The organism is Pseudonocardia sp. WMMC193, assembly GCF_021728735.1.
GTDB lineage: Bacteria > Actinomycetota > Actinomycetes > Mycobacteriales > Pseudonocardiaceae > Pseudonocardia > Pseudonocardia oroxyli.
On the sequence record NZ_JAKKDO010000003.1, the window covers coordinates 1,645,565 to 1,663,925 of the forward strand.

At 74.6% G+C, this 18,361-nt stretch carries 15 protein-coding genes; 10 read left to right on the forward strand and 5 right to left on the reverse strand.

Annotation, left to right across the window (positions count from 1 at the left end):
- Nucleotides 1-91: 91 nt before the first annotated feature.
- Complete coding sequence (locus L3X23_RS09365; protein WP_237191785.1) at nt 92-979, forward strand: PAC2 family protein; 888 nt, start codon at nt 92-94, stop codon at nt 977-979.
- A gap of 23 nt (nt 980-1,002) precedes the next feature.
- A complete protein-coding gene (locus L3X23_RS09370) occupies nt 1,003-2,085 on the forward strand; it encodes an MFS transporter (protein ID WP_255734514.1) in 1,083 nt (360 codons plus the stop codon).
- Nucleotides 2,086-2,124: 39 nt separating this feature from the next.
- On the opposite strand, the gene mshC is transcribed toward L3X23_RS09370, so the two are convergent.
- Together mshC and L3X23_RS09380 are read right to left on the reverse strand one after the other, a co-directional pair.
- On the reverse strand, nt 2,125-3,363 hold the full coding sequence (gene mshC, locus L3X23_RS09375; protein ID WP_237191788.1) for a cysteine--1-D-myo-inosityl 2-amino-2-deoxy-alpha-D-glucopyranoside ligase: 1,239 nt from the start codon (nt 3,361-3,363) through the stop codon (nt 2,125-2,127).
- 36 nt (nt 3,364-3,399) lie between these two features.
- Nucleotides 3,400-4,089, reverse strand: a complete 690-nt coding sequence (locus tag L3X23_RS09380; protein ID WP_237191790.1) for a GntR family transcriptional regulator — start codon at nt 4,087-4,089, stop codon at nt 3,400-3,402.
- 69 nt (nt 4,090-4,158) lie between these two features.
- Between L3X23_RS09380 and L3X23_RS09385 the strand changes: the two genes are divergently transcribed.
- The 4 genes from L3X23_RS09385 to L3X23_RS09400 are packed head-to-tail and all read left to right on the forward strand — an operon-like array spanning nt 4,159 to nt 8,685.
- Nucleotides 4,159-5,535 carry a sugar porter family MFS transporter gene (locus tag L3X23_RS09385; RefSeq protein ID WP_237191792.1) on the forward strand — a complete coding sequence of 459 codons (1,377 nt, stop codon included), beginning with the start codon at nt 4,159-4,161 and terminating at the stop codon, nt 5,533-5,535.
- Nucleotides 5,532-6,488, forward strand: a complete 957-nt coding sequence (locus L3X23_RS09390; protein ID WP_237191793.1) for a BadF/BadG/BcrA/BcrD ATPase family protein — start codon at nt 5,532-5,534, stop codon at nt 6,486-6,488. Before L3X23_RS09385 ends, L3X23_RS09390 begins: the two co-directional genes overlap by 4 nt.
- A gap of 26 nt (nt 6,489-6,514) precedes the next feature.
- A complete protein-coding gene (locus L3X23_RS09395; RefSeq protein ID WP_237197971.1) occupies nt 6,515-7,507 on the forward strand; it encodes an SIS domain-containing protein in 993 nt (330 codons plus the stop codon).
- Complete coding sequence (locus tag L3X23_RS09400; RefSeq protein ID WP_237191795.1) at nt 7,504-8,685, forward strand: N-acetylglucosamine-6-phosphate deacetylase; 1,182 nt, start codon at nt 7,504-7,506, stop codon at nt 8,683-8,685. The genes L3X23_RS09395 and L3X23_RS09400 overlap by 4 nt, the downstream gene beginning before the upstream one ends.
- Before the next feature lie 7 nt (nt 8,686-8,692).
- Here L3X23_RS09400 and L3X23_RS09405 read toward each other — a convergent pair whose 3' ends face one another.
- Nucleotides 8,693-9,655, reverse strand: a complete 963-nt coding sequence (locus tag L3X23_RS09405) for a bile acid:sodium symporter family protein (protein ID WP_308116885.1) — start codon at nt 9,653-9,655, stop codon at nt 8,693-8,695.
- A 70-nt stretch (nt 9,656-9,725) separates the two neighbouring features.
- Between L3X23_RS09405 and L3X23_RS09410 the strand changes: the two genes are divergently transcribed.
- Nucleotides 9,726-10,553 (forward strand): LysR family transcriptional regulator, encoded by an 828-nt coding sequence (locus L3X23_RS09410; RefSeq protein WP_237191796.1) that lies wholly within the window; start codon nt 9,726-9,728, stop codon nt 10,551-10,553.
- Nucleotides 10,554-10,680: 127 nt separating this feature from the next.
- Here L3X23_RS09410 and L3X23_RS09415 read toward each other — a convergent pair whose 3' ends face one another.
- The gene (locus L3X23_RS09415) at nt 10,681-11,328 is read right to left on the reverse strand and encodes a TetR/AcrR family transcriptional regulator (protein ID WP_237191798.1); all 648 of its coding nucleotides are present in this window, start codon (nt 11,326-11,328) and stop codon (nt 10,681-10,683) included.
- 53 nt (nt 11,329-11,381) lie between these two features.
- On the opposite strand from L3X23_RS09415, the gene L3X23_RS09420 reads away from it, so the two are divergent.
- Nucleotides 11,382-12,944 carry a carboxyl transferase domain-containing protein gene (locus L3X23_RS09420; RefSeq protein WP_237191799.1) on the forward strand — a complete coding sequence of 521 codons (1,563 nt, stop codon included), beginning with the start codon at nt 11,382-11,384 and terminating at the stop codon, nt 12,942-12,944.
- 35 nt (nt 12,945-12,979) lie between these two features.
- Nucleotides 12,980-14,923, forward strand: a complete 1,944-nt coding sequence (locus L3X23_RS09425) for a biotin carboxylase N-terminal domain-containing protein (protein WP_237191801.1) — start codon at nt 12,980-12,982, stop codon at nt 14,921-14,923.
- Between the two features lie 428 nt (nt 14,924-15,351).
- Here L3X23_RS09425 and L3X23_RS09430 read toward each other — a convergent pair whose 3' ends face one another.
- On the reverse strand, nt 15,352-16,494 hold the full coding sequence (locus tag L3X23_RS09430) for a hypothetical protein (protein WP_237191803.1): 1,143 nt from the start codon (nt 16,492-16,494) through the stop codon (nt 15,352-15,354).
- Between the two features lie 752 nt (nt 16,495-17,246).
- Between L3X23_RS09430 and L3X23_RS09435 the strand changes: the two genes are divergently transcribed.
- Nucleotides 17,247-18,320, forward strand: a complete 1,074-nt coding sequence (locus L3X23_RS09435; RefSeq protein WP_237191808.1) for a tyrosine-type recombinase/integrase — start codon at nt 17,247-17,249, stop codon at nt 18,318-18,320.
- Nucleotides 18,321-18,361: the final 41 nt, after the last annotated feature.

Sequence of the window (18,361 nt, forward strand, 5' to 3'; positions counted from 1 at the left end):
GCTGTGATCTGACGCGGCTGCGTTCACGGCTGACACTCCACAAGAGTACGGGTCCCACTCGTGTTATCCGCGCGCGCCGTAGGGTGGACGGATGACCGAGCGCGAGCAGGGGGCGGGGGTGCCCGCGGAGCTGCCGGACCTCGTCGATCCGGTGATGATCACGGCTTTCGAGGGCTGGAACGACGCGGGCGAGGCCGCCAGCTCCGCACTGGAACACCTCGAGCTGAGCTGGGACGCCGAGCCCCTGGGCTCCATCGATCCCGAGGACTACTACGACTTCCAGGTCACGCGCCCGCTCGTCCGGATGGCCCAGGGGGTCACCCGGCGCATCGAGTGGCAGACCACTCGGCTGTCCGTGGCGAAGCTGCCGGGCAGCGAGCGGCACGTCGTGCTCGTCAACGGCATCGAGCCGAACCTGCGGTGGCGCTCCTTCTGCGGCGAGATCATGGAGTACGTCGAGAAGCTGGGCGTGACGAAGGTCATCAACCTCGGCGCGATGCTCACCGACGTGCCGCACACCCGGCCGACGCCGGTGCGCGGCAGCGGGTACGACACCGAGTCGGCGAAGAAGCTCGGCGTCGAGCCGTCGACCTACCAGGGCCCGACCGGGATCGTCGGGGTGCTGCAGTCGCAGCTGATCGAGCACGGCGTCCCGTCGGTCTCGTACTGGGCCGAGGTGCCGCACTACGTGTCGCAGGCGCGGGTGCCCAAGGCGGCGATCGCGCTGCTCATGCGCATCGAGGAGGCGCTGGACGTCGAGGTCCCCCTCGGCGGGCTGCCCGACCAGGCCGAGGAGTGGGAGCGCACGGTCAACGAGATGGCCGAGGCGGATGACGAGGTGCGCGAGTACGTCCGCCAGCTCGAGCAGCAGGCCGAGGACGAGGAGGAGGAGAAGCCCGTCGACCTCGCCGAGACCAGCGGTGACGAGATCGCGGCGGACTTCGAGCGCTACCTCCGCCGCCGCGGCGGGTCCAGCTGAGGCTCCGCCGGGCCGGGCTCTACCTGGGCGGTTTCCTGGGCCCGTTCGGCGGGGGCATCACCACGGCGATGCTGCCGGAGCTGGGCGGCTCGTTCGGGATCTCCCCCGCGGCCGCGTCGTCGTCGTTGACGGCCTTCCTGCTCCCGTTCGCCGCGGCGATGCTGCTCTCCGGGACACTCGGCGAGCGGTGGGGCCGGGTCCGGACGGTCCGCACCGCCTACGTCGTCTACGCGGTGTCCTGCGTGGTGGCGGTGGTGGCCACGAGCTGGGGGGTGTTCCTCGGCGCGCGGGTGCTGCAGGGCCTGGCCAACGCGTTCACCACACCGCTGGTCATGGCGGCCCTCGCCGCGTCCGTGGCGCCGGAGGCGCTGGGTCGTGCGCTGGGCTGGTACGGCTCGTTGCAGGCGGCGGGCCAGACGTCCGCGCCGCTGGTGGGCGGGCTCGCCGCCGAGGTGGAGTGGCACCTGGCGTTCGTCGGCGTGGCGGTGGTGGCGCTCGGGCTGGCCGTGGTCGGGCTCCCGAACGACGACGGTGCCGCGACCCGGAGCCCGGCCACGCTGCGCAGCGCGCTGCGGCCCGAGGTGCTGCGCCTGGGCCTGGTCGCCGGGCTGGGCTGGGGCTGCCTGGGCGGTGCGGGGTTCCTCGTCGCCCTGCGCCTCGCGGACGTCTTCGACCTCGACGCCGGGCCGCGCGGCCTGGTCCTGACGGGCCTGGGCGTCGTCGGGATCCTGACGGCCCGGGTCGCCGGGTCCGCCGTCGGCCGGTTCGGGGGACGCGGCTGCGTGATCGCGGGCGCCGCGCTCGGCGGCGCGCTGCTGGCGGGTGTGGGCCTGGTGCCGCTGGTCGGGCTGGTCGCCGTCCTGTGGGCGCTGGCGGGGTTCCCGAGCCAGCTGCTGGTGGTCGGCGTGAACTCCCTGGTGCTGGGCGGCGCGGGCACTCGCGGCGGCGGCCCGATCTCGGTGGTGCAGTCGCTGCGCTTCTTCGGCGCGGCGGCGAGCCCCATCGCCCTACCCCCGGTCTACCACGCGGACCCGGCCGCGGCCTTCCTCGCACCCGCGGCGCTCCTGGTCGCGGCGGTCCCGGCCCTGGTCCCGAGAAAGCCGTGAGTGGCGATGGTCGCTGGAGCGACTATCGCCACTCACGGGTTAGAGGGTGATGCCGAGGAGTGCGTCGATGGCGGCGCGGGCCTCGGCCGGGGCCTCGCGGTCCGTGCCGCGGCGCTCCACCGCCTCCGCGGCCCACGCGTCGACCGCGGCGAGGGCGCGGGGGGTGTCGAGGTCGTCGGCGAGGTGCTGTCGCAGGGACGCGATCATGTCGTCCGCGGACGGCGCGGCCTCCAGCGCCAGGGCCGCACGCCACCGCGCCAGGCGCTCCTGCGCCTCGGAAAGCAGCGAGTCGGTCCACGGCCGGTCCTGCCGGTAGTGCCCGGAGATGAGCGCGGCGCGGATGGCGTTCGGGTCGACGCCCGCGTTGCGCAGCTTGGAGACGAACACCAGGTTGCCGCGGGACTTGGACATCTTCTCGCCGTCGAGCCCGATCATCCCGGTGTGCGTGTAGTGCCGGGCGAAGGGATGGTCGCCGGTCAGCGCCTCGGCGTGGGCCGCGCCGCACTCGTGGTGCGGGAAGATCAGGTCGGAGCCGCCGCCGTTGAGGTCGATCTGGGTGCCGAGCCGGTTCAGCGCGATGGCCGCGCACTCCACGTGCCACCCCGGGCGCCCCCGCCCGAGGTCGGAGTCCCACGCGGGCTCCCCCGGGCGCTCCATGCGCCAGAGCAGCGCGTCCACCGGGTTGCGCTTGCCGGGCCGGTCGGGGTCGCCGCCGCGCTCCCGGGAGAGCCGGAGCATGGTCTCCTCGTCGTAGCGCGACTCGTAGCCGAAGTGGCCGGTGGCGGCCGAGTCGAAGTACACGTCCGGGTACTCGGGGTCGTCGATGCGGTAGGCCGCGCCGTCGACCAGCAGCTTCGCCACCAGCTCCGCGATCTCCGGGATCGCCTCCACCGCGCCGATGTAGTCCCGCGGCGGCACGACCCGCAGGGCCGCCATGTCCTCGCGGAACAGCGCCGTCTCGCGCATGCCCAGGACCACCCAGTCGTCCTGGTCCCGGTCCGCCCGCTCGAGCAGGGGCTCGTCGATGTCGGTGACGTTCTGGACGTAGTGCACGTCGTGCCCGAGATCGCGCCAGTACCGGTTGACCAGGTCGAACGCCAGGTAGGTGGCGGCGTGGCCGAGGTGTGTCGCGTCGTACGGGGTGATCCCGCAGACGTACATGGTCGCGACGTCGCCGGGGGCCGTGGGCCGCACCCGCGCGGTCGAGGTGTCGTACAGGCGAAGCGGCGGGCCGCTCCCCTCGAGAGCGGGGAGCGCGACGGGGGCCCAGGTCTGCATGCGTCCACAGTAATCGCCCGCCCGGGGTGCCCAGGGTCACGTACGCCGGGCGGCGGCCACGAAGGTGAACCGGTCCCCCCGGTAGACCGAGTGCGTCCACTCCACCGGCCGCCCGTCCGCGGTGTGGCTGTGCCTGCGCACCACCAGCAGCGGGTGCCCCGTCTCGACGGCGAGCAGCTCCGCCTCGCGCGGGTCCGCCAGCCTGCTCTGCACGGCGTCTCGCACCTCGTCGACGCCGCGGCCGTAGACCTCGCGCAGCGTCTCGTACATCGACCCGCGGGTGGCGAGCTGCTCGGCGAGCCCCGGCAGCTCACCGGCCAGCTGCGCGGTCTCGACGGCCAGCGGCACCCCGTCCACCAGCCGGACCCGCTCGACCCACCACACCTCGTCCTGGCCCAGGGCCTCCGCGGCGGCGTCCGACGCGGGGGCCCGCCGGACGTCGAGCACCCGGTTCGCGACGCGTCCCGGCCCCAGGTCGTCGGTGAAGGAGGTCAGCTGCTGCACCTCGACGAGCAGCGGCTCGGCGATGTAGGTGCCGCTGCCCTGGGTGCGGTCGAGCCTGCCCTCGGTGACGAGCTCGGCGAGCGCCTGGCGCACCGTGGTCCGCGAGGTGGCCAGTCGATCGGCCAGCTCACGCTCGGTGGGCAGGGCCGTCCCCGGGGTGCCCGCAGCGATCATCGCGAGCAGCTCCTGCTTCACCGCCCAGTAGCGCGGAACCCTCGTCACCCTTGACTCCTCAGATTGGTCTATGCCAACCTACCTCCACTATTTGGTCTAGACCAATCGGGGAGCGCCATGGGGTTCGTCGCGGAGTTGCGTGGATCGTCGAGACTGGGGCTGCTCGTCGCGGCCTCGGCGGCCACGGTCGGAGTGATCTACGGGTACGACCAGTCCAACATCGCGGGCGCGCTGCTGTTCATGACCGACGAGTTCGGCCTGACCACGCGCCAGCAGGAGCTCGTGACCACCGCCGTGGTGATCGGCCAGATCCTCGGCGCGCTCGGCGGGGGCGCGCTGGCCAACCGGGTCGGCCGCAAGCCGGCCATGCTCGCCGTGGCGGCGACCTTCGGGGTCTTCTCGCTGTTCTCGGCGCTGGCGGTGAACGTGCCGACGCTGCTCGCCTCCCGCGTCCTGCTGGGCCTGACGATCGGCGTCTCGATCGTCGTCGCGCCGGTGTTCGTCGCCGAGTCCTCGCCCGCGCGGATCCGCGGCGCACTCCTGGTGCTCTACCAGGTGGCGACGGTCGTCGGGATCATCGCCGGGTACCTCGTCGCCTGGGCGCTGGCCGGGACGGGCAGCTGGCGCTGGATGCTCGGTCTCGCGGCGGTCCCCGCCCTGCTGGTCACCCTGCTGATCGCGCGGCTGCCGGACACCGCGCGCTGGTACTCGCTGCGCGGACGGCACGAGGAGGCCCGCGCCGTGCTGCAGCGGCTCGACCCGGGCGCGGACGCGGACGCCGCGCTGGCCGAGATGACCGCCTCGCCGACCCGCCGGGGGGCCTGGCGGGAGATGCTGCGCAGGCCCTACCTGCGGGCGACCCTGTTCGTCGTCGGGCTGGGGTTCTTCATCCAGATCACCGGCATCAACGCGATCGTCTACTACTCCCCGCGGATCTTCGAGGCGATGGGCTTCCGCGGCGACGCCGCACTGCTCGGCCTGCCCGCGCTGGTGCAGGTGTTCGGCCTGGTCGCCGTCGTCGGGTCGCTGCTGACGGTGGACCGCTTCGGCCGCCGTCCGGTGCTGCTCGGCGGGATCGGGATCATGGTCGTGGCGAACGCGCTGCTCATCGCGGTGTTCGCGACCGGCGGCGGCACGCTGTTCGGGTTCATCGGGCTGGTGCTGTTCACCGTCGGGTTCACGTTCGGCTTCGGCTCGCTGGTGTGGGTCTACGCCGGTGAGGCCTTCCCGGCGCGGCTGCGCTCGCTCGGCGCGTCGGCGATGCTCACCGCGGACCTGGTGGCCAACGCCGTCGTCGCCGCCGTGTTCCTGACCCTGCTCAACGGGGTCGGCGGCGTCGGCACGTTCGTGGTGTTCGGGGTGCTCGCCCTGCTCGCGATGGTCTTCGTGCACCGCTTCGCCCCCGAGACGAAGGGGCGCGAGCTGGAGGACATCCGCCGGTACTGGGAGAACGACGGCCGCTGGCCCGCCCCCTCGTCCCGGGAGTCGGTGTGAGCGATCTGCTCGGCCTCGACATCGGCGGCTCCACGACGCGGGCCCTGCGCTGCACCGACGGCGTGCGCCGCGAGACCCGGACCGGCTCCGCCAACCTCGCCTCGGTCGGCGACGCGCGCGCGGGCGCGGCCCTCGACGCGGCCCTGGCGGGCCTCGGCGACCTGTCCGGCGTCCAGGCGGTGTGCGCGGGGGCCGCGGGCGCGGACTCCCCCGCCACCGTCGCCCGGCTGACGGCGATGCTGGCGGCCCGGGTGCCGCGCGCGCGGGTCGCGGTCGTGCACGACACGGAGCTGATGCTGGCCGGGCTCGCGGAGGGCGTCGCCCTGATCTCCGGGACCGGTTCGGTGGCCTGGGGCCGCCGCGCGGACGGCACGCAGGTCCGCGCGGGCGGCTGGGGCTACCTCCTCGGCGACGAGGGCAGCGGGTGGTGGGTGGCCCGCGAGGCCGTCCGGCACGCGCTGGGCCGCCACGACCGCGGCCTCCCGCCCGACGCCGTCACCGCGGCCCTGCTGCAGGACTGCGGCCTGCCCCACTGCGACGCACTCCTCGACCACGTCTACGGCCGCCCGGAGCGGCAGTACTGGGCGGCCCGCGCCGACGCGGTCGCCCGGCTCGCCGACACCAGAGCGGATGTCGGAGCGGGTCCCGGGCTCGCTCCCGGGCCCGACCCGGTGGCCGCCGACCTCCTCGGCCGCGCCGCCGACGCCCTCGCCGGTCTGGCGCGGTGCGTCCTCGACCGGCTCGAGATCCCCGGGCCGGTGGTGCTCGGCGGCGGGTTCGCCGTCCACCGACCCGTCCTGCAGGACCTGCTGCGCGCGCGGCTGCCCGGGGTGCCGCTGACGGTCCTGCGCACCGATCCCGTCCTCGGTGCGCTGCGGCTCGCCCAGGACCTCGTGCACGACCCCGCCCACGCCCACGACCCCACCCCGACCGACTCGGAGGACCACCCGTGACCCACACGCTCTCCCCCGGCGCCCTGATGGCCGCCGAGATCGCCGAGCAGCCCGCCGTGTGGCGGCGTCAGCTCGCGGAGGCCGGGCCCGGCGGGGCGTCCGGCGTCGCGGAGGCCGCCGAGCTGGTCCGACGCCGGGCACCACGGTTCGTCCTGCTCGTCGCCCGGGGCACCAGCGACCACGCCGCCCTGTACGCGAAGTACCTGGTCGAGATCACGCTCGGGCTGCCCGTCGGGCTGGTGTCGCCCTCGACCTACACCGCCTACGGCCGCAGGCCCGACCTCCGGGACGTCCTGATGGTCGCGGTCAGCCAGTCCGGCGGATCCCCCGACCTGCTGCGCACCCTCGAGGTGGCGAAGGCGGGCGGGGCGCTCACGGTCTCGGTGACCAACAACGCGGCGTCCGCGCTGGCCACGACGGCGGACGCGCACGTCGACGTCCTCGCGGGCCCGGAACGCGCGGTGGCCGCGACCAAGTCCTACACCGCGCAGCTGCTCGCCCTGAACCTGCTGTTCGGCGGCGCCGGGGCGGACGCGCTGCCGGACCTCGGCGACGCGGTCCTGGCCCGGGACGCCGAGCTCGCCGCCCTGGCGATCCGCTACCGGTTCGCCGAACGCATGATCACCACCGGCCGCGGCTACTCCTACCCGACGGCCCGGGAGGCGGCGTTGAAGCTGATGGAGACCGCGTACGTGTCCGCGCAGGCCTTCTCCGGGGCGGACCTGCTGCACGGACCGCTCGCGCTCGTCGAGCCACGGGTGCCGGTGCTCGCCGTGACCTCCGCGGGCGCGGGCGGGCGGGCCTTCGCGCCGGTGCTCGACGCGCTGGCCGAACGGCGGGCGGACGTGGTCACCGTGGGCAGCGCGGCGCGGGACGTGGTGCTGCCCGAGACCGCCGAGCCGCTCGCCCCGCTGCTGGAGATCCTGCCGTTCCAGCTGCTCGCCCGGCACGTCGCCGTCGACCGGGGCGGCGACCCGGACGCCCCGCGGGGCCTGCGGAAGGTCACGGAGACGCTGTGAACGGCCTGCACGACCCGGGGCACGGAGAACGCCGACGCACCGCCCCCGGCGAACGGGCGATCGTGCTGGCTGCGGAGACCGTCGTCCTCCCCGGCCACTGCGGCCCCGGGTGGGTGGGCGTCGAGGGTGAACGGATCGTCGCCACCGGGATCGGCCGCCCCCCGAGGCCCGCGGAGCACGAGCTGGGGGCCGCGGTCGTCGTGCCCGGGTTCGTGGACCTGCACGTGCACGGCGGGGGCGGCGCCGCCTACACCACCGGCGATCCCGCGGAGGCCCGCCGCGCGCTGCGGTTCCACCGGGCGCACGGCACCACGACGACCCTCGCCTCGCTGGTCACCGCCGGTCCCGCGGAGCTCCGCCGGGCCGTCGACGCCCTCGCCGAGCTGGTCGCGGACGGCGAGCTCGCCGGCGTCCACCTGGAGGGCCCCTGGCTCGCCGAGGCCCGCTGCGGCGCCCACGATCCCGCGCTGCTGCGGGACCCCGACCCGGCCGAGCTGGACGCCCTGCTCGCCACCGGCGTGGTGCGGATGGTGACCCTCGCCCCGGAACGTCGGGGCGCCCTCGACGCGATCCGGCGGGTCGCCGGCGCGGGCGCGCTCGCCGCCGTCGGGCACACGGACGCGGGGTACGAGCTGGTCGGGTCCGCGATCGAGGCGGGCGTCCGGGTCGGCACCCATCTGTTCAACGCGATGGCCCCGCTGCACCACCGCGAGCCCGGCCCGGCCGCGGCGCTGCTCGGGGACCCGCGGGTGACCGTCGAGCTCGTCACCGACGGGCTGCACGTCCACCCCGCGCTGTGGGACCTCGTCCTCGCGAGCGCGGGCCCCACCCGGGTCGCCGCGGTCACCGACGCGATGGTCGCCGCGGGCATGCCGGACGGCCGCTACCGGCTCGGCGGGCTGGACGTGCGGGTCCGCGAGGGCGTCGCCCGGCTGGAGCGGCGCGGGTCCATCGCGGGCAGCACCGCCACCGGAGACACCCTGTTCCGGGCCATCGTCGCCGCCGCGCCGGACCGCAGGTCGGGGCTGGTCCGGGCGGTCGCGATGACCGCCGGGACCCCCGCCGCGACACTCGGGCTCGACGTCGGCGTCCTCGAACCGGGCCGCCGCGCCGATCTCGTGGTGCTCTCGCCGGAGCTGACCGTGCGCGAGGTCTGGCGCGGCGGCGCACCCGTGTGAGGCCCGGTCAGGCCGGGACGGCCACCGGCTCCTCGGCCTGCCGAGCCAGGCGCCCGGCGATGACCGCGCACGCCATGAGCTGGATCTGGTGGAACAGCATCAGGGGCAGCACGAGCAGGCCGACCTGCCCGGCCGAGAACAGCACCCCGGCCATCGGCAGGCCGCTGGCCAGGCTCTTCTTCGACCCGCAGAACAGGATCGTGATCCGGTCCGCGCGGGCGAAGCGGCGCGGCACGAACCAGGTGATCGCCAGGACCACCGCCAGCAACACCACGCACGTGCCGACGAGCGCGGCGAGGGCGCCGAGCGAGAGCCTGCCCCAGATGCCCTGCGTCATGCCCTCGCTGAACGCGACGTACACCACCAGCAGGATGGAGCCGCGGTCCACGATCTTGAGCCAGTTCTTGTTGCGCGCCACCCAGTCGCCGATCCAGCGCCGCAGCAGCTGCCCGAGCACGAAGGGGGCGAGGAGCTGCAGCGCGACGTCCAGCAGCGCGCGGGCCGAGAACCCGCCCTGCGCGGACAGCAGCAGTCCGGTCAGCAGCGGCGTGAGCACGATGCCCAGCAGGTTCGACAGGGAGGCCGCGCAGATCGCCGCGGGCACGTTGCCGCGGGCCACCGAGGTGAACGCGATGGACGACTGCACCGTCGACGGCAGGCAGCAGAGGAAGAGCATCCCGAGCTTGAGCTCGGTGGGCAGGATCGCCGCGGGGATCAGCTGGATCAGCAGGCCGAGCAGCGGGAACAGGACGAACGTCGCCGCCACGACCGTGCCGTGCAGCCGCCAGTGCTTGAGCCCCTCGATCGCCTCGCGGGTGGAGAGCCGGGCGCCGTAGAGGAAGAAGAGCAGGGCGATCGCGACACTCGTGGCGTAGGAGAACCCGGTGGCGACCGACCCGCTCGCAGGCAGCAGGGCCGCGACCCCCACGGTCGCGAGGATCATCAGCAGGAACGGGTCGACGCGCTTCACCCGGACATCGTCGCCGCCCTCCGGTCATTCGGAAACACGCACACCGCTCTGTCTGTCATCATGGTTCGCGATGGATCCGGTCCTGCTCCGCTCGTTCGTCGCCGTCGCGCGCACGCTGTCGTTCACCCGGGCCGCCGCCGGGTTGGACCTGCGGCAGTCGACGGTGAGCCAGCACGTCCGGCGGCTGGAGGAGGCGGTCGGGCGCACGCTGCTGCTGCGGGACACCCACAGCGTCACCCTCACCCCGGACGGCGAGACGATGCTCGAGTACGCGGTCGCGATCCTCGACACCGCCGACCGCGCGCTGGCCCACTTCCGCGGTGTTCAGGTGCGCGGGCGGCTGCGGTTCGGGGTCTCGGAGGACCTCGTGCTCACCCGGGTGCCGACGATCCTGGCCGACTTCCGACGGCGGCACCCCGGCGTGGACGTCGAGCTGACCGTGGGGCTGAGCGAGACCCTCGAGGCCGCGCTCGACCGCAACGAGCTGGACCTGCTCTTCGCCAAGCGCTCACCCGGCCGGACCGGCGGCACCCCGGTCTGGCCGGACCGCTTCGTGTGGGTCGCCTCCCCCGGGTTCCGACTCGCCGAGGGGCCCGTCCCGCTCGTGACCTATCCCCCGCCCGCGCTGTCGCGGGCCGCCGCGATCGCGGCCCTGGAGGCGGTGGGCCGCCCCTGGCGGCTCGCCTGCACCAGCGGCTCGCTGTCCGGTCTGCGGGCCGCGGCGCTGGCGGGGCTCGGGGTGGTCGCGCACGCCGAGACGCTGGTGCCGCCGGGGCTGGTCCCGGTGGCCGGGCTCCCGCCGCTCGGCAGCTTCGAGTTCACCCTGCAGACCGGCCGCCGCACCCTCTCGACCCCCGCCGAGGCCCTGGCGACGGCGATCACCACCGCCTTCGGCTAGCGCATTATGGAACCATAATGGCTGTTTCGAGGCCCACACGCAGCATTATGGTTCCATAACGGCTTTTCTGAGGCCGGAAAACAGCATTATGGTTCCATAATGCGCCAGAGGGTGGGTGACCCTCCGGTCAGCCGGCCGGCACGCGGCCGGGCGCCCGGCGGACGACGGCGATCGCCTTCGCCAGCTCGGCGTCCCGCGCCTCGCCCAGCAGGTCCCGCACGAACACCCCCGCGATGTGCTCGACGGACTCGGGGCCGTCCGGCCGGTACCACGTCCACGCGTAGTTGCACATGCCGAACACGTGCAGCGCCGTCATCCGCGGGTCCGCGGTGTGCAGCTCCCCCGCCGCCGCGCCCGCCCGGACGATGTCCACCACGAGGTCGGTGTACCGCGTGCGCTGGCCGCGGATGTGCTCGGCCAGGGTCCCCCCGAGTTCGTCACCGGAGTATCGGACCAGCTCACGCAGGCAGGTGAGGCTCGCGGCCCGGTCGTCCCGGTGGGCGGCGAGCAAGGCGTAGATCATCGCGACCAGGCGCTCGACGGGGCTCTCGAGGTGCGCCCGCACGTAGTCCGCCTCGGCCAGCCGCCGCCCGAAGTAGGCGACGTGCACCTCCCCGAGCAGCGCCTCCTTGCTCCCGAAGTGGTGCAGGATCGTGCCCTTCGACAGCCCCAGCGCCACCGCGACGTCCGCGAGCGCGGTCTCCGCGTACCCGCGCTCGGCGACGTGCTCGGCGAACACGCGCAGGATCGCGTCCCGCGAACTGGGCCTGACCATCGACACACCCTAGCCCATTGCTGACTGAACGGGCGGTCAGTTACCGTGGCCCCATGACCACGACGCTGCGGTCCACCGCCGATCCCGGCTCGGACGCGTTCGCCCGCAACGCGGAGTCCCACCGGAACCTGGTCGCGGACTTGGCCGCCCAGCTGGCCACGGCCCGGCTCGGCGGCCCCGAGAGGTCGCGGGCCCGCCACGTCGAGCGCGGGAAGCTGCTCCCCCGCGACCGGGTGGACTCCCTCGTCGACCCGGGCTCGCCGTTCCTGGAGCTGTCCCCGCTCGCCGCGCACGGCCTCTACGACGGGGACGCCCCCGGCGCGGGCATGATCACCGGCGTCGGGCGGGTGTCGGGGCGGGAGTGCGTGATCGTCGCCAACGACGCGACGGTCAAGGGCGGCACCTACTACCCGATGACGGTCAAGAAGCACCTGCGCGCGCAGGAGGTGGCCCTGCACAACCGGCTGCCGTGCGTCTACCTGGTCGACTCCGGCGGCGCGTTCCTCCCCCGCCAGGACGAGGTCTTCCCCGACCGCGAGCACTTCGGCCGGATCTTCTACAACCAGGCCACCATGTCCGGGCTCGGGATCCCGCAGATCGCGGCGGTCCTCGGCTCCTGCACCGCGGGCGGCGCCTACGTCCCGGCGATGTCCGACGAGGCCGTCATCGTCCGCAACCAGGGGACGATCTTCCTCGGTGGCCCGCCGCTGGTGAAGGCCGCGACCGGCGAGGTCGTCACCGCCGAGGAGCTCGGCGGCGGCGACCTGCACGCCAAGGTCTCCGGCGTCACCGACCACCTCGCGAACGACGACGCGGACGCCCTGCGGAAGGTGCGGTCGATCGTCGCCACCCTCGGGCCGCGGGTCGCGCCGCCCTGGGAGCGCCGCCCGACCGTCGCGCCCGTCGTCGACCCGGCCGAGCTCTACGGCGTCGTCCCCACCGACTCGCGCACCCCCTACGACGTGCGCGAGGTGATCTCCCGCATCGTCGACGGCTCGGAGTTCGGCGAGTTCAAGTCCGAGTACGGCACCACCCTGGTCACCGGGTTCGCGCACATCCACGGCCACCCCGTCGGCATCCTGGCCAACAACGGGATCCTGTTCTCCGAGTCCGCGCTCAAGGGCGCCCACTTCATCGAGCTGTGCGACCAGCGCGGCATCCCGCTGGTGTTCCTGCAGAACATCTCCGGGTTCATGGTCGGCCGCGAGTACGAGGCGGGCGGCATCGCGAAGAACGGGGCCAAGCTCGTCACCGCCGTCGCCTCCACCCGGGTCCCGAAGCTGACCGTCGTCATCGGCGGGTCGTTCGGCGCCGGGAACTACGCCATGTGCGGGCGCGCCTACTCCCCCCGCTTCCTGTTCATGTGGCCGAACGCCCGCATCTCGGTCATGGGCGGCGAGCAGGCCGCGACCGTGCTGGGGACCGTCGGGAACGCGGACCCGGAGGCGATCCGCGCCCAGTACGAGTCGCAGGGCCACCCCTACTACTCCACCGCCCGGCTGTGGGACGACGGCGTGATCGACCCCGCCGACACTCGCACCGTCCTTGGGCTGTCCCTGTCCGTCGCCGCCAACGCGCCCCTCGGGGATCCCGCGTTCGGCGTCTTCCGGATGTGAGCCCCGTGCGTCCCGTGAGCTCTGGAGGTCCGCTGATGTTCTCGACCGTCCTCGTGGCCAATCGCGGCGAGATCGCGGTGCGGGTGATCCGCACGCTGCGCACGCTCGGCATCCGCTCCGTGGCCGTGCACACCGATCCCGACGCCGCCGCCCCGCACGTCACCGCCGCGGACACCGCCGTGCGGATCGGCAGCTACCTCGACATCGACGCCGTGCTCGCCGCCGCGCGCGCCACCGGCGCCGAGGCGATCCACCCCGGCTACGGGTTCCTGTCGGAGAACACGGCGTTCGCCGCGGCGTGCGCCGAGGCCGGGCTGGTCTTCGTGGGTCCGCCCGCGGCGGCGATCGACGCGATGGGCGACAAGATCCGGGCCAAGCAGACGGTCGCGAAGGCCGGGGTGCCGGTGGTGCCCGGGTCGGAGGGCGTCGAGGACGTCGAGGTGGCCGTCGCCCGGATCGGGTACCCGGTCCTGCTCAAGCCCTCCGCGGGCGGCGGCGGCAAGGGGATGCGGGAGGTGTACGCGGCCGAGGAGCTGTCCGGGGCGATCGCGTCGGCACAGCGCGAGGCCCGCGGCTCGTTCGGGGACGACACCCTGCTCGTCGAGCGGCTGATCACCGCGCCCCGCCACATCGAGATCCAGGTCCTCGCGGACGCCCACGGCGGCGTCGTCCACCTCGGCGAGCGCGAGTGCTCGCTGCAGCGGCGCCACCAGAAGATCGTCGAGGAGGCGCCGTCGCCGCTGCTCACCCCCGCGCAGCGGGCGGCCATGGGGGCCGCGGCCTGCGACGCGGCCCGGGCCTGCGGGTACGTCGGCGCGGGCACGGTCGAGTTCATCGTCGACGGGAAGAACCCGGACGACTGGTTCTTCATGGAGATGAACACCCGCCTGCAGGTGGAACACCCGGTGACCGAGGAGGTCTACGGCGTCGACCTGGTGGCGCTGCAGCTGCAGGTCGCCGCCGGCGCGGCCGCCCCCTGGCCGGAGGTCCTGGAGCCGCGCGGCCACGCCGTCGAGGTGCGGGTCTACGCCGAGGACCCGGCGAACGGGTTCCTCCCCACCGGCGGCCGGATCCTCGCCCTGCGCGAGCCGACGACGGTGCGCGTCGACTCCGGCGTCGTCGAGGGGGGCACCGTCGGGTCGGACTACGACCCCATGCTGTCCAAGGTGATCGCCTGGGGCGCCGACCGGGCCGAGGCGCTGCGCCGGCTCGACGCCGCGCTCGCCGACACCGTCCTGCTGGGCCTCGGCACGAACGTCGGCTTCCTGCGGGCCCTGCTCGCGGACCCGGACGTCCGCGCAGGCGACCTGGACACGGGCCTGGTCGGCCGCAGGCTCGAGTCGCTGACCCGGACCGAGCTGCCCGCGGACGTCCTGGGCGCCGCCGCGGGGATCGGGCTGCTCGAGCTGGAGCCCCACGGCGCGGTCGTCGACCCGTTCGACCTGCCCGGCGGCTGGCGGCTCGGCGAGCACGCCTGGACCGTCGGGCGGTTCGAGGTCGACGGCCACGAACCGGTCGAGGTCCGCACGCGAGGCCGCGCCGGAGCCGCGGAGCTGATGCTCGACGGCGGGGACCCCGTCCCCACGTCCACCGTCGCGATCCCCGGCGGCTACCGGCACACCCAGGCCGGCGTCACCCGCACCTGGACCGCGGCGCGGGACGCGGCGGGCACGCTGTGGCTGGCCGGCGGCGGACAGACCTGGGCGGTCCGCGAGCACACCGCGCTGGACGCCGCCGCCGAGGACGCCGCGGGCAGCGGCGGCCCCGTCCTCTCCCCCATGCCGGGCACGGTGACCGTCGTCGAGGTCGGCGAGGGCCAGGAGGTCACCGCGGGCCAGACCCTCGTGGTGGTCGAGGCCATGAAGATGGAGCACGTCCTGACGGCCCCGGTGGACGGCACCGTCCGCGAGCTGCGGGCCCGGGTCGGCGGCACCGTGGCGAAGGACGCCCAGCTGCTCGTGGTCGAGCCGTCGGCGTGAGCACCGGGCCTGTCGGGCCGAACGCCGGCGCGGGCGCCGGGGTCCCGGGGGTGACCAGGTTGCCCGCCCAGCGCGGTCAGGGGCCGGCGCGCTCCATGTCCCGGCGCCAGGTCGTGATTGGGCGGCGTGATCGGGCGTTGTCCCAGCGCGTCGTCACGAGCCGGGGCGATGCAGGCCCCGGCGCAGGGTCGTGATCCCGCGATCGGAGGGCGTCGTGGCGGTGGTGAAGAGTCTGCCCGCTCCCCGCATGCTCAGGAGCGGGCGCGCCCCGAGCCCGCCGCCAGGTCGTGATCTGGCGATCGGGCGCACCGTGACAGCGTGATCAGGCCGCGCAGGAGCCCGCGCGCCCCACGCCCAGGCGCACGGGCTGATCCCGCGATCGGGTGAGGTCAGTGCGGTGGTGAACAGGCTGCTCACCCAGCGCGTCGTCAGGAGCCGGCGCGCTCCAGGTCCCGACGCAGGCTCATGATCTCGTGATCGGCCGCGCCGAGCTGTCGGTGCAGGTCGGCGACCAGTCGGGAGTGCTCCTCGCGCACCGCGGAGTGCTCGGCGCGGAGACGGTCGAGCGCGGCCTCCCGACGCTCGGTGGCCTCGGTGCGCTCCCGGGCCAGGCTCTGCTCGGTGGCTGCGGCGTGCTCGGCGCGCAGCCGCTCGACGAGGGTCGCGTGTTCGGTGCGCAGCCGCTCGACGTCGGTCGTGTGGAGGCGCCGATCCTCGTCGAGCTCGGCGCGGAGGTGGGCGACGGCGCTCTCATGGTCGGCACGCAGCCGGGCGAGGTCGGCGTGGTGCTCCTCCCGCAGCCGGGCGACGGCGTCGTCGTGCTCGGCGCGTAGACCGGCCGCGGCCTCGTCGCGGGCGGCGAGCTCGGCACGGTGGGCGTCGGCGTCCCGCGCGGCGCGGGACCGCTCCTCGGCGAGGGTGGCGTCGGTGGCGCGCGCCGTGGCCTGCAGCGTGCTCAGTTGGGTACGCAGCTCCGCGACCTGCGCGGCCGCCGCCTCGGCGAGCTCCTCGGCGCGCCGGAGGCGGTCGGTCAGCGCGTCGACCCTGCCCTCGGCGCGCAGCTGCTCCCGCAGCGCGGCCGCGGCGGCCTGCTCGGCCTTCACCCGCGCCCGGTCCGCCGCCGACGCCAGCTCCACCGCCTCCGCCGCCCGTGCCCCCGCGGCGTCGGCCTCCGCCCGCTGCCGGGCGGCGTCCCCCTCGGCCCGCTCGCGAGCCCCGCGGTCCTCGGCCGCGGCCTCCCGCGCCCGGTCCCGCTCGGCGAGCGCGCCCGCGGTCTCCTCCGCGACCTGCCGCCCGACGACGTCGACCGCCGCCAGCAGGTCCGCCAGCGGCGCGCGGGCCACGGCCAGCCTGTCCCCGAGCGCGTCGAGCGCCGCCGAGGTGAGCACCGAGTCCGCCTCCGTCAGCGACTCGACCGCGACGAACGCGGCCTCGGCCGACTTGCAGCTGAGCCCGTTCGGCCCCCAGGTCCTGCCGTCCTGGCAGTAGCGCGGGCGGTTGCCCCGCCCGCTGAGCTGCGGCAACGCCGCGCGGCACTGCCGGAACGCACACAGCCGGGTCTCGTCTTCCACACTTACATTTTTCCATATCGACTTGAGTTGTCGTAATTCAGATCGTCTGCTCCTGCCTGGCTCGGGAGAAACCTTCTTCTCCCCGGTCAGAAGCCGGATCGGGCCGAGCGAGCGCCGCCGAAGACGGGTGATCTGCGCTTCGGGCGCGGGACGGTCGCTGAGCGACCTCCGCCCGCCCCAGCGGTGGATCATGGCCACGGCCGGATCCACTCGAACCGTTGATCCACGCCCGAGGAGCGCAGGGGTCACTCAGCGACCCCCACGCGCCCCTCGTGTGGATCATGGTTTTCGCGCGGCTCGGACCGGCTCTGATCCACACTCCAGGAGCAGAACGGTCGCCTCACGACCCGCCCGCGCCCCACCCGTGGATCACGGCCAGGGCCGGATCCACTCGAACCGTTGATCCACGCCCGAGGAGCGCGGGGGTCGCTCAGCGACCCCCACGCGCCCCACGTGTGGATCATGGTTCTCGCGCGGCTCGGACCGGTCGCGATCCACACGCCGGGAGCAGAACGGTCGCCTCACGACCCGCCCGCGCCCCAGCCGTGGATCATGGCCGCGGCAAGGCCTGGGATCTCTGCTGGTCCGCCCGATGCGCCCGATGCGCCCGGTGCGCCCGGGCACTGATCCACGGCCCGGGAGCAGGAAGGTCGCTCTGCGACCGCCGCTCACCCGACGTGTGGATCACGAGCGGGCCAGCCCCCACCGCGCGCCTCCACCCGCCGCACCGTCACGCGCCCGATACTCACCCCGTGAGCGACGATCACGCGCACCTCGCGCTCCGCTCAACGCCCGACCCGACCGCCCCCTCCGACCCGACTCACACGACCGACCTCGTCACCGACCACGACGACCTGCGCGCACGTCTGCAGGCGCTCGACGCGGCGGCCGACCGCTACCTCGAGGACGGGCGGGTCGCGGGGACCCGGGAGGCGTACGCCCAGGACTGGGCGGCGTGGACCGACTACACCCGGTGGGCCGGGATCCCGCTGCTGTCGGGCGGGCGCGGCGCTCTCGTCGGGTTCGTGCTCTGGTTGGAGAACGGCGCGCCGCGGCTCGACCGTCCCGCGGGCACACCGGCGGCCCCGGCGACCATCCGCAGGCGGATCGCCGGGGCGCTGCACGGCCTGCGTCGTTTCGGCGCGGACCTCGACCCCCGCGGGCCGGAGGCCGCCCGCGAGGCTCTGGCGGTGTATCGGCGGCGGCTCGCCGAGGACGGGATCCGGCGCGGGCGGGGCCAGGCCGTGGCCGTCGACCTGGCCGCGGTGCTCGCCATGTCGAAGGCGTGCCCGGACACGAACGCGGGTCGGCGCGACCGCGCCATGCTGACCATCGGCTTCTACGGCGCCACCCGGGCGAGCGACCAGGCCCACCTGCGCGCCGGGGACGTGACGGTCGAGCAGAACGGCCTGGTCCTCGACGTCCGGGTCGGGAAGACGACAGGGCGCAGCGCGCTCCCCCGCCGTCGGCACCCGCTGTTGTGCCCGCGCACCGCGTGGCTCGCCTGGCGGCGGGTCTGCGCCGGGTCGGGTCCCGCGTTCCGGCGGGTCGACCGCCACGACGTGGTCAGCGACCGGCCGTTGTCCCCCGACGCCGTCACCGCGGTGATCAGCCGCGCCGGGGAGCGGGCCGGGCTGAGCCACCCGGTCACCTGCCACTCGCTGCGGGCGGGGTTCGCCACCGAGTCCTACCGGGCGGGCGCCGCCCTGCTGGACATCGCGCGGCAGGGCCGCTGGGCGCCGGGCAGCCAGGAGCTCTTCCGCTACATCAGGACCGTCGACCAGTGGCGCACGAACGCGGCAGACCCGCTCGACCTCCCGCCGTGAGCGGCATATGGAGCCATCCCGCCCCCAGACGACCGTGATGG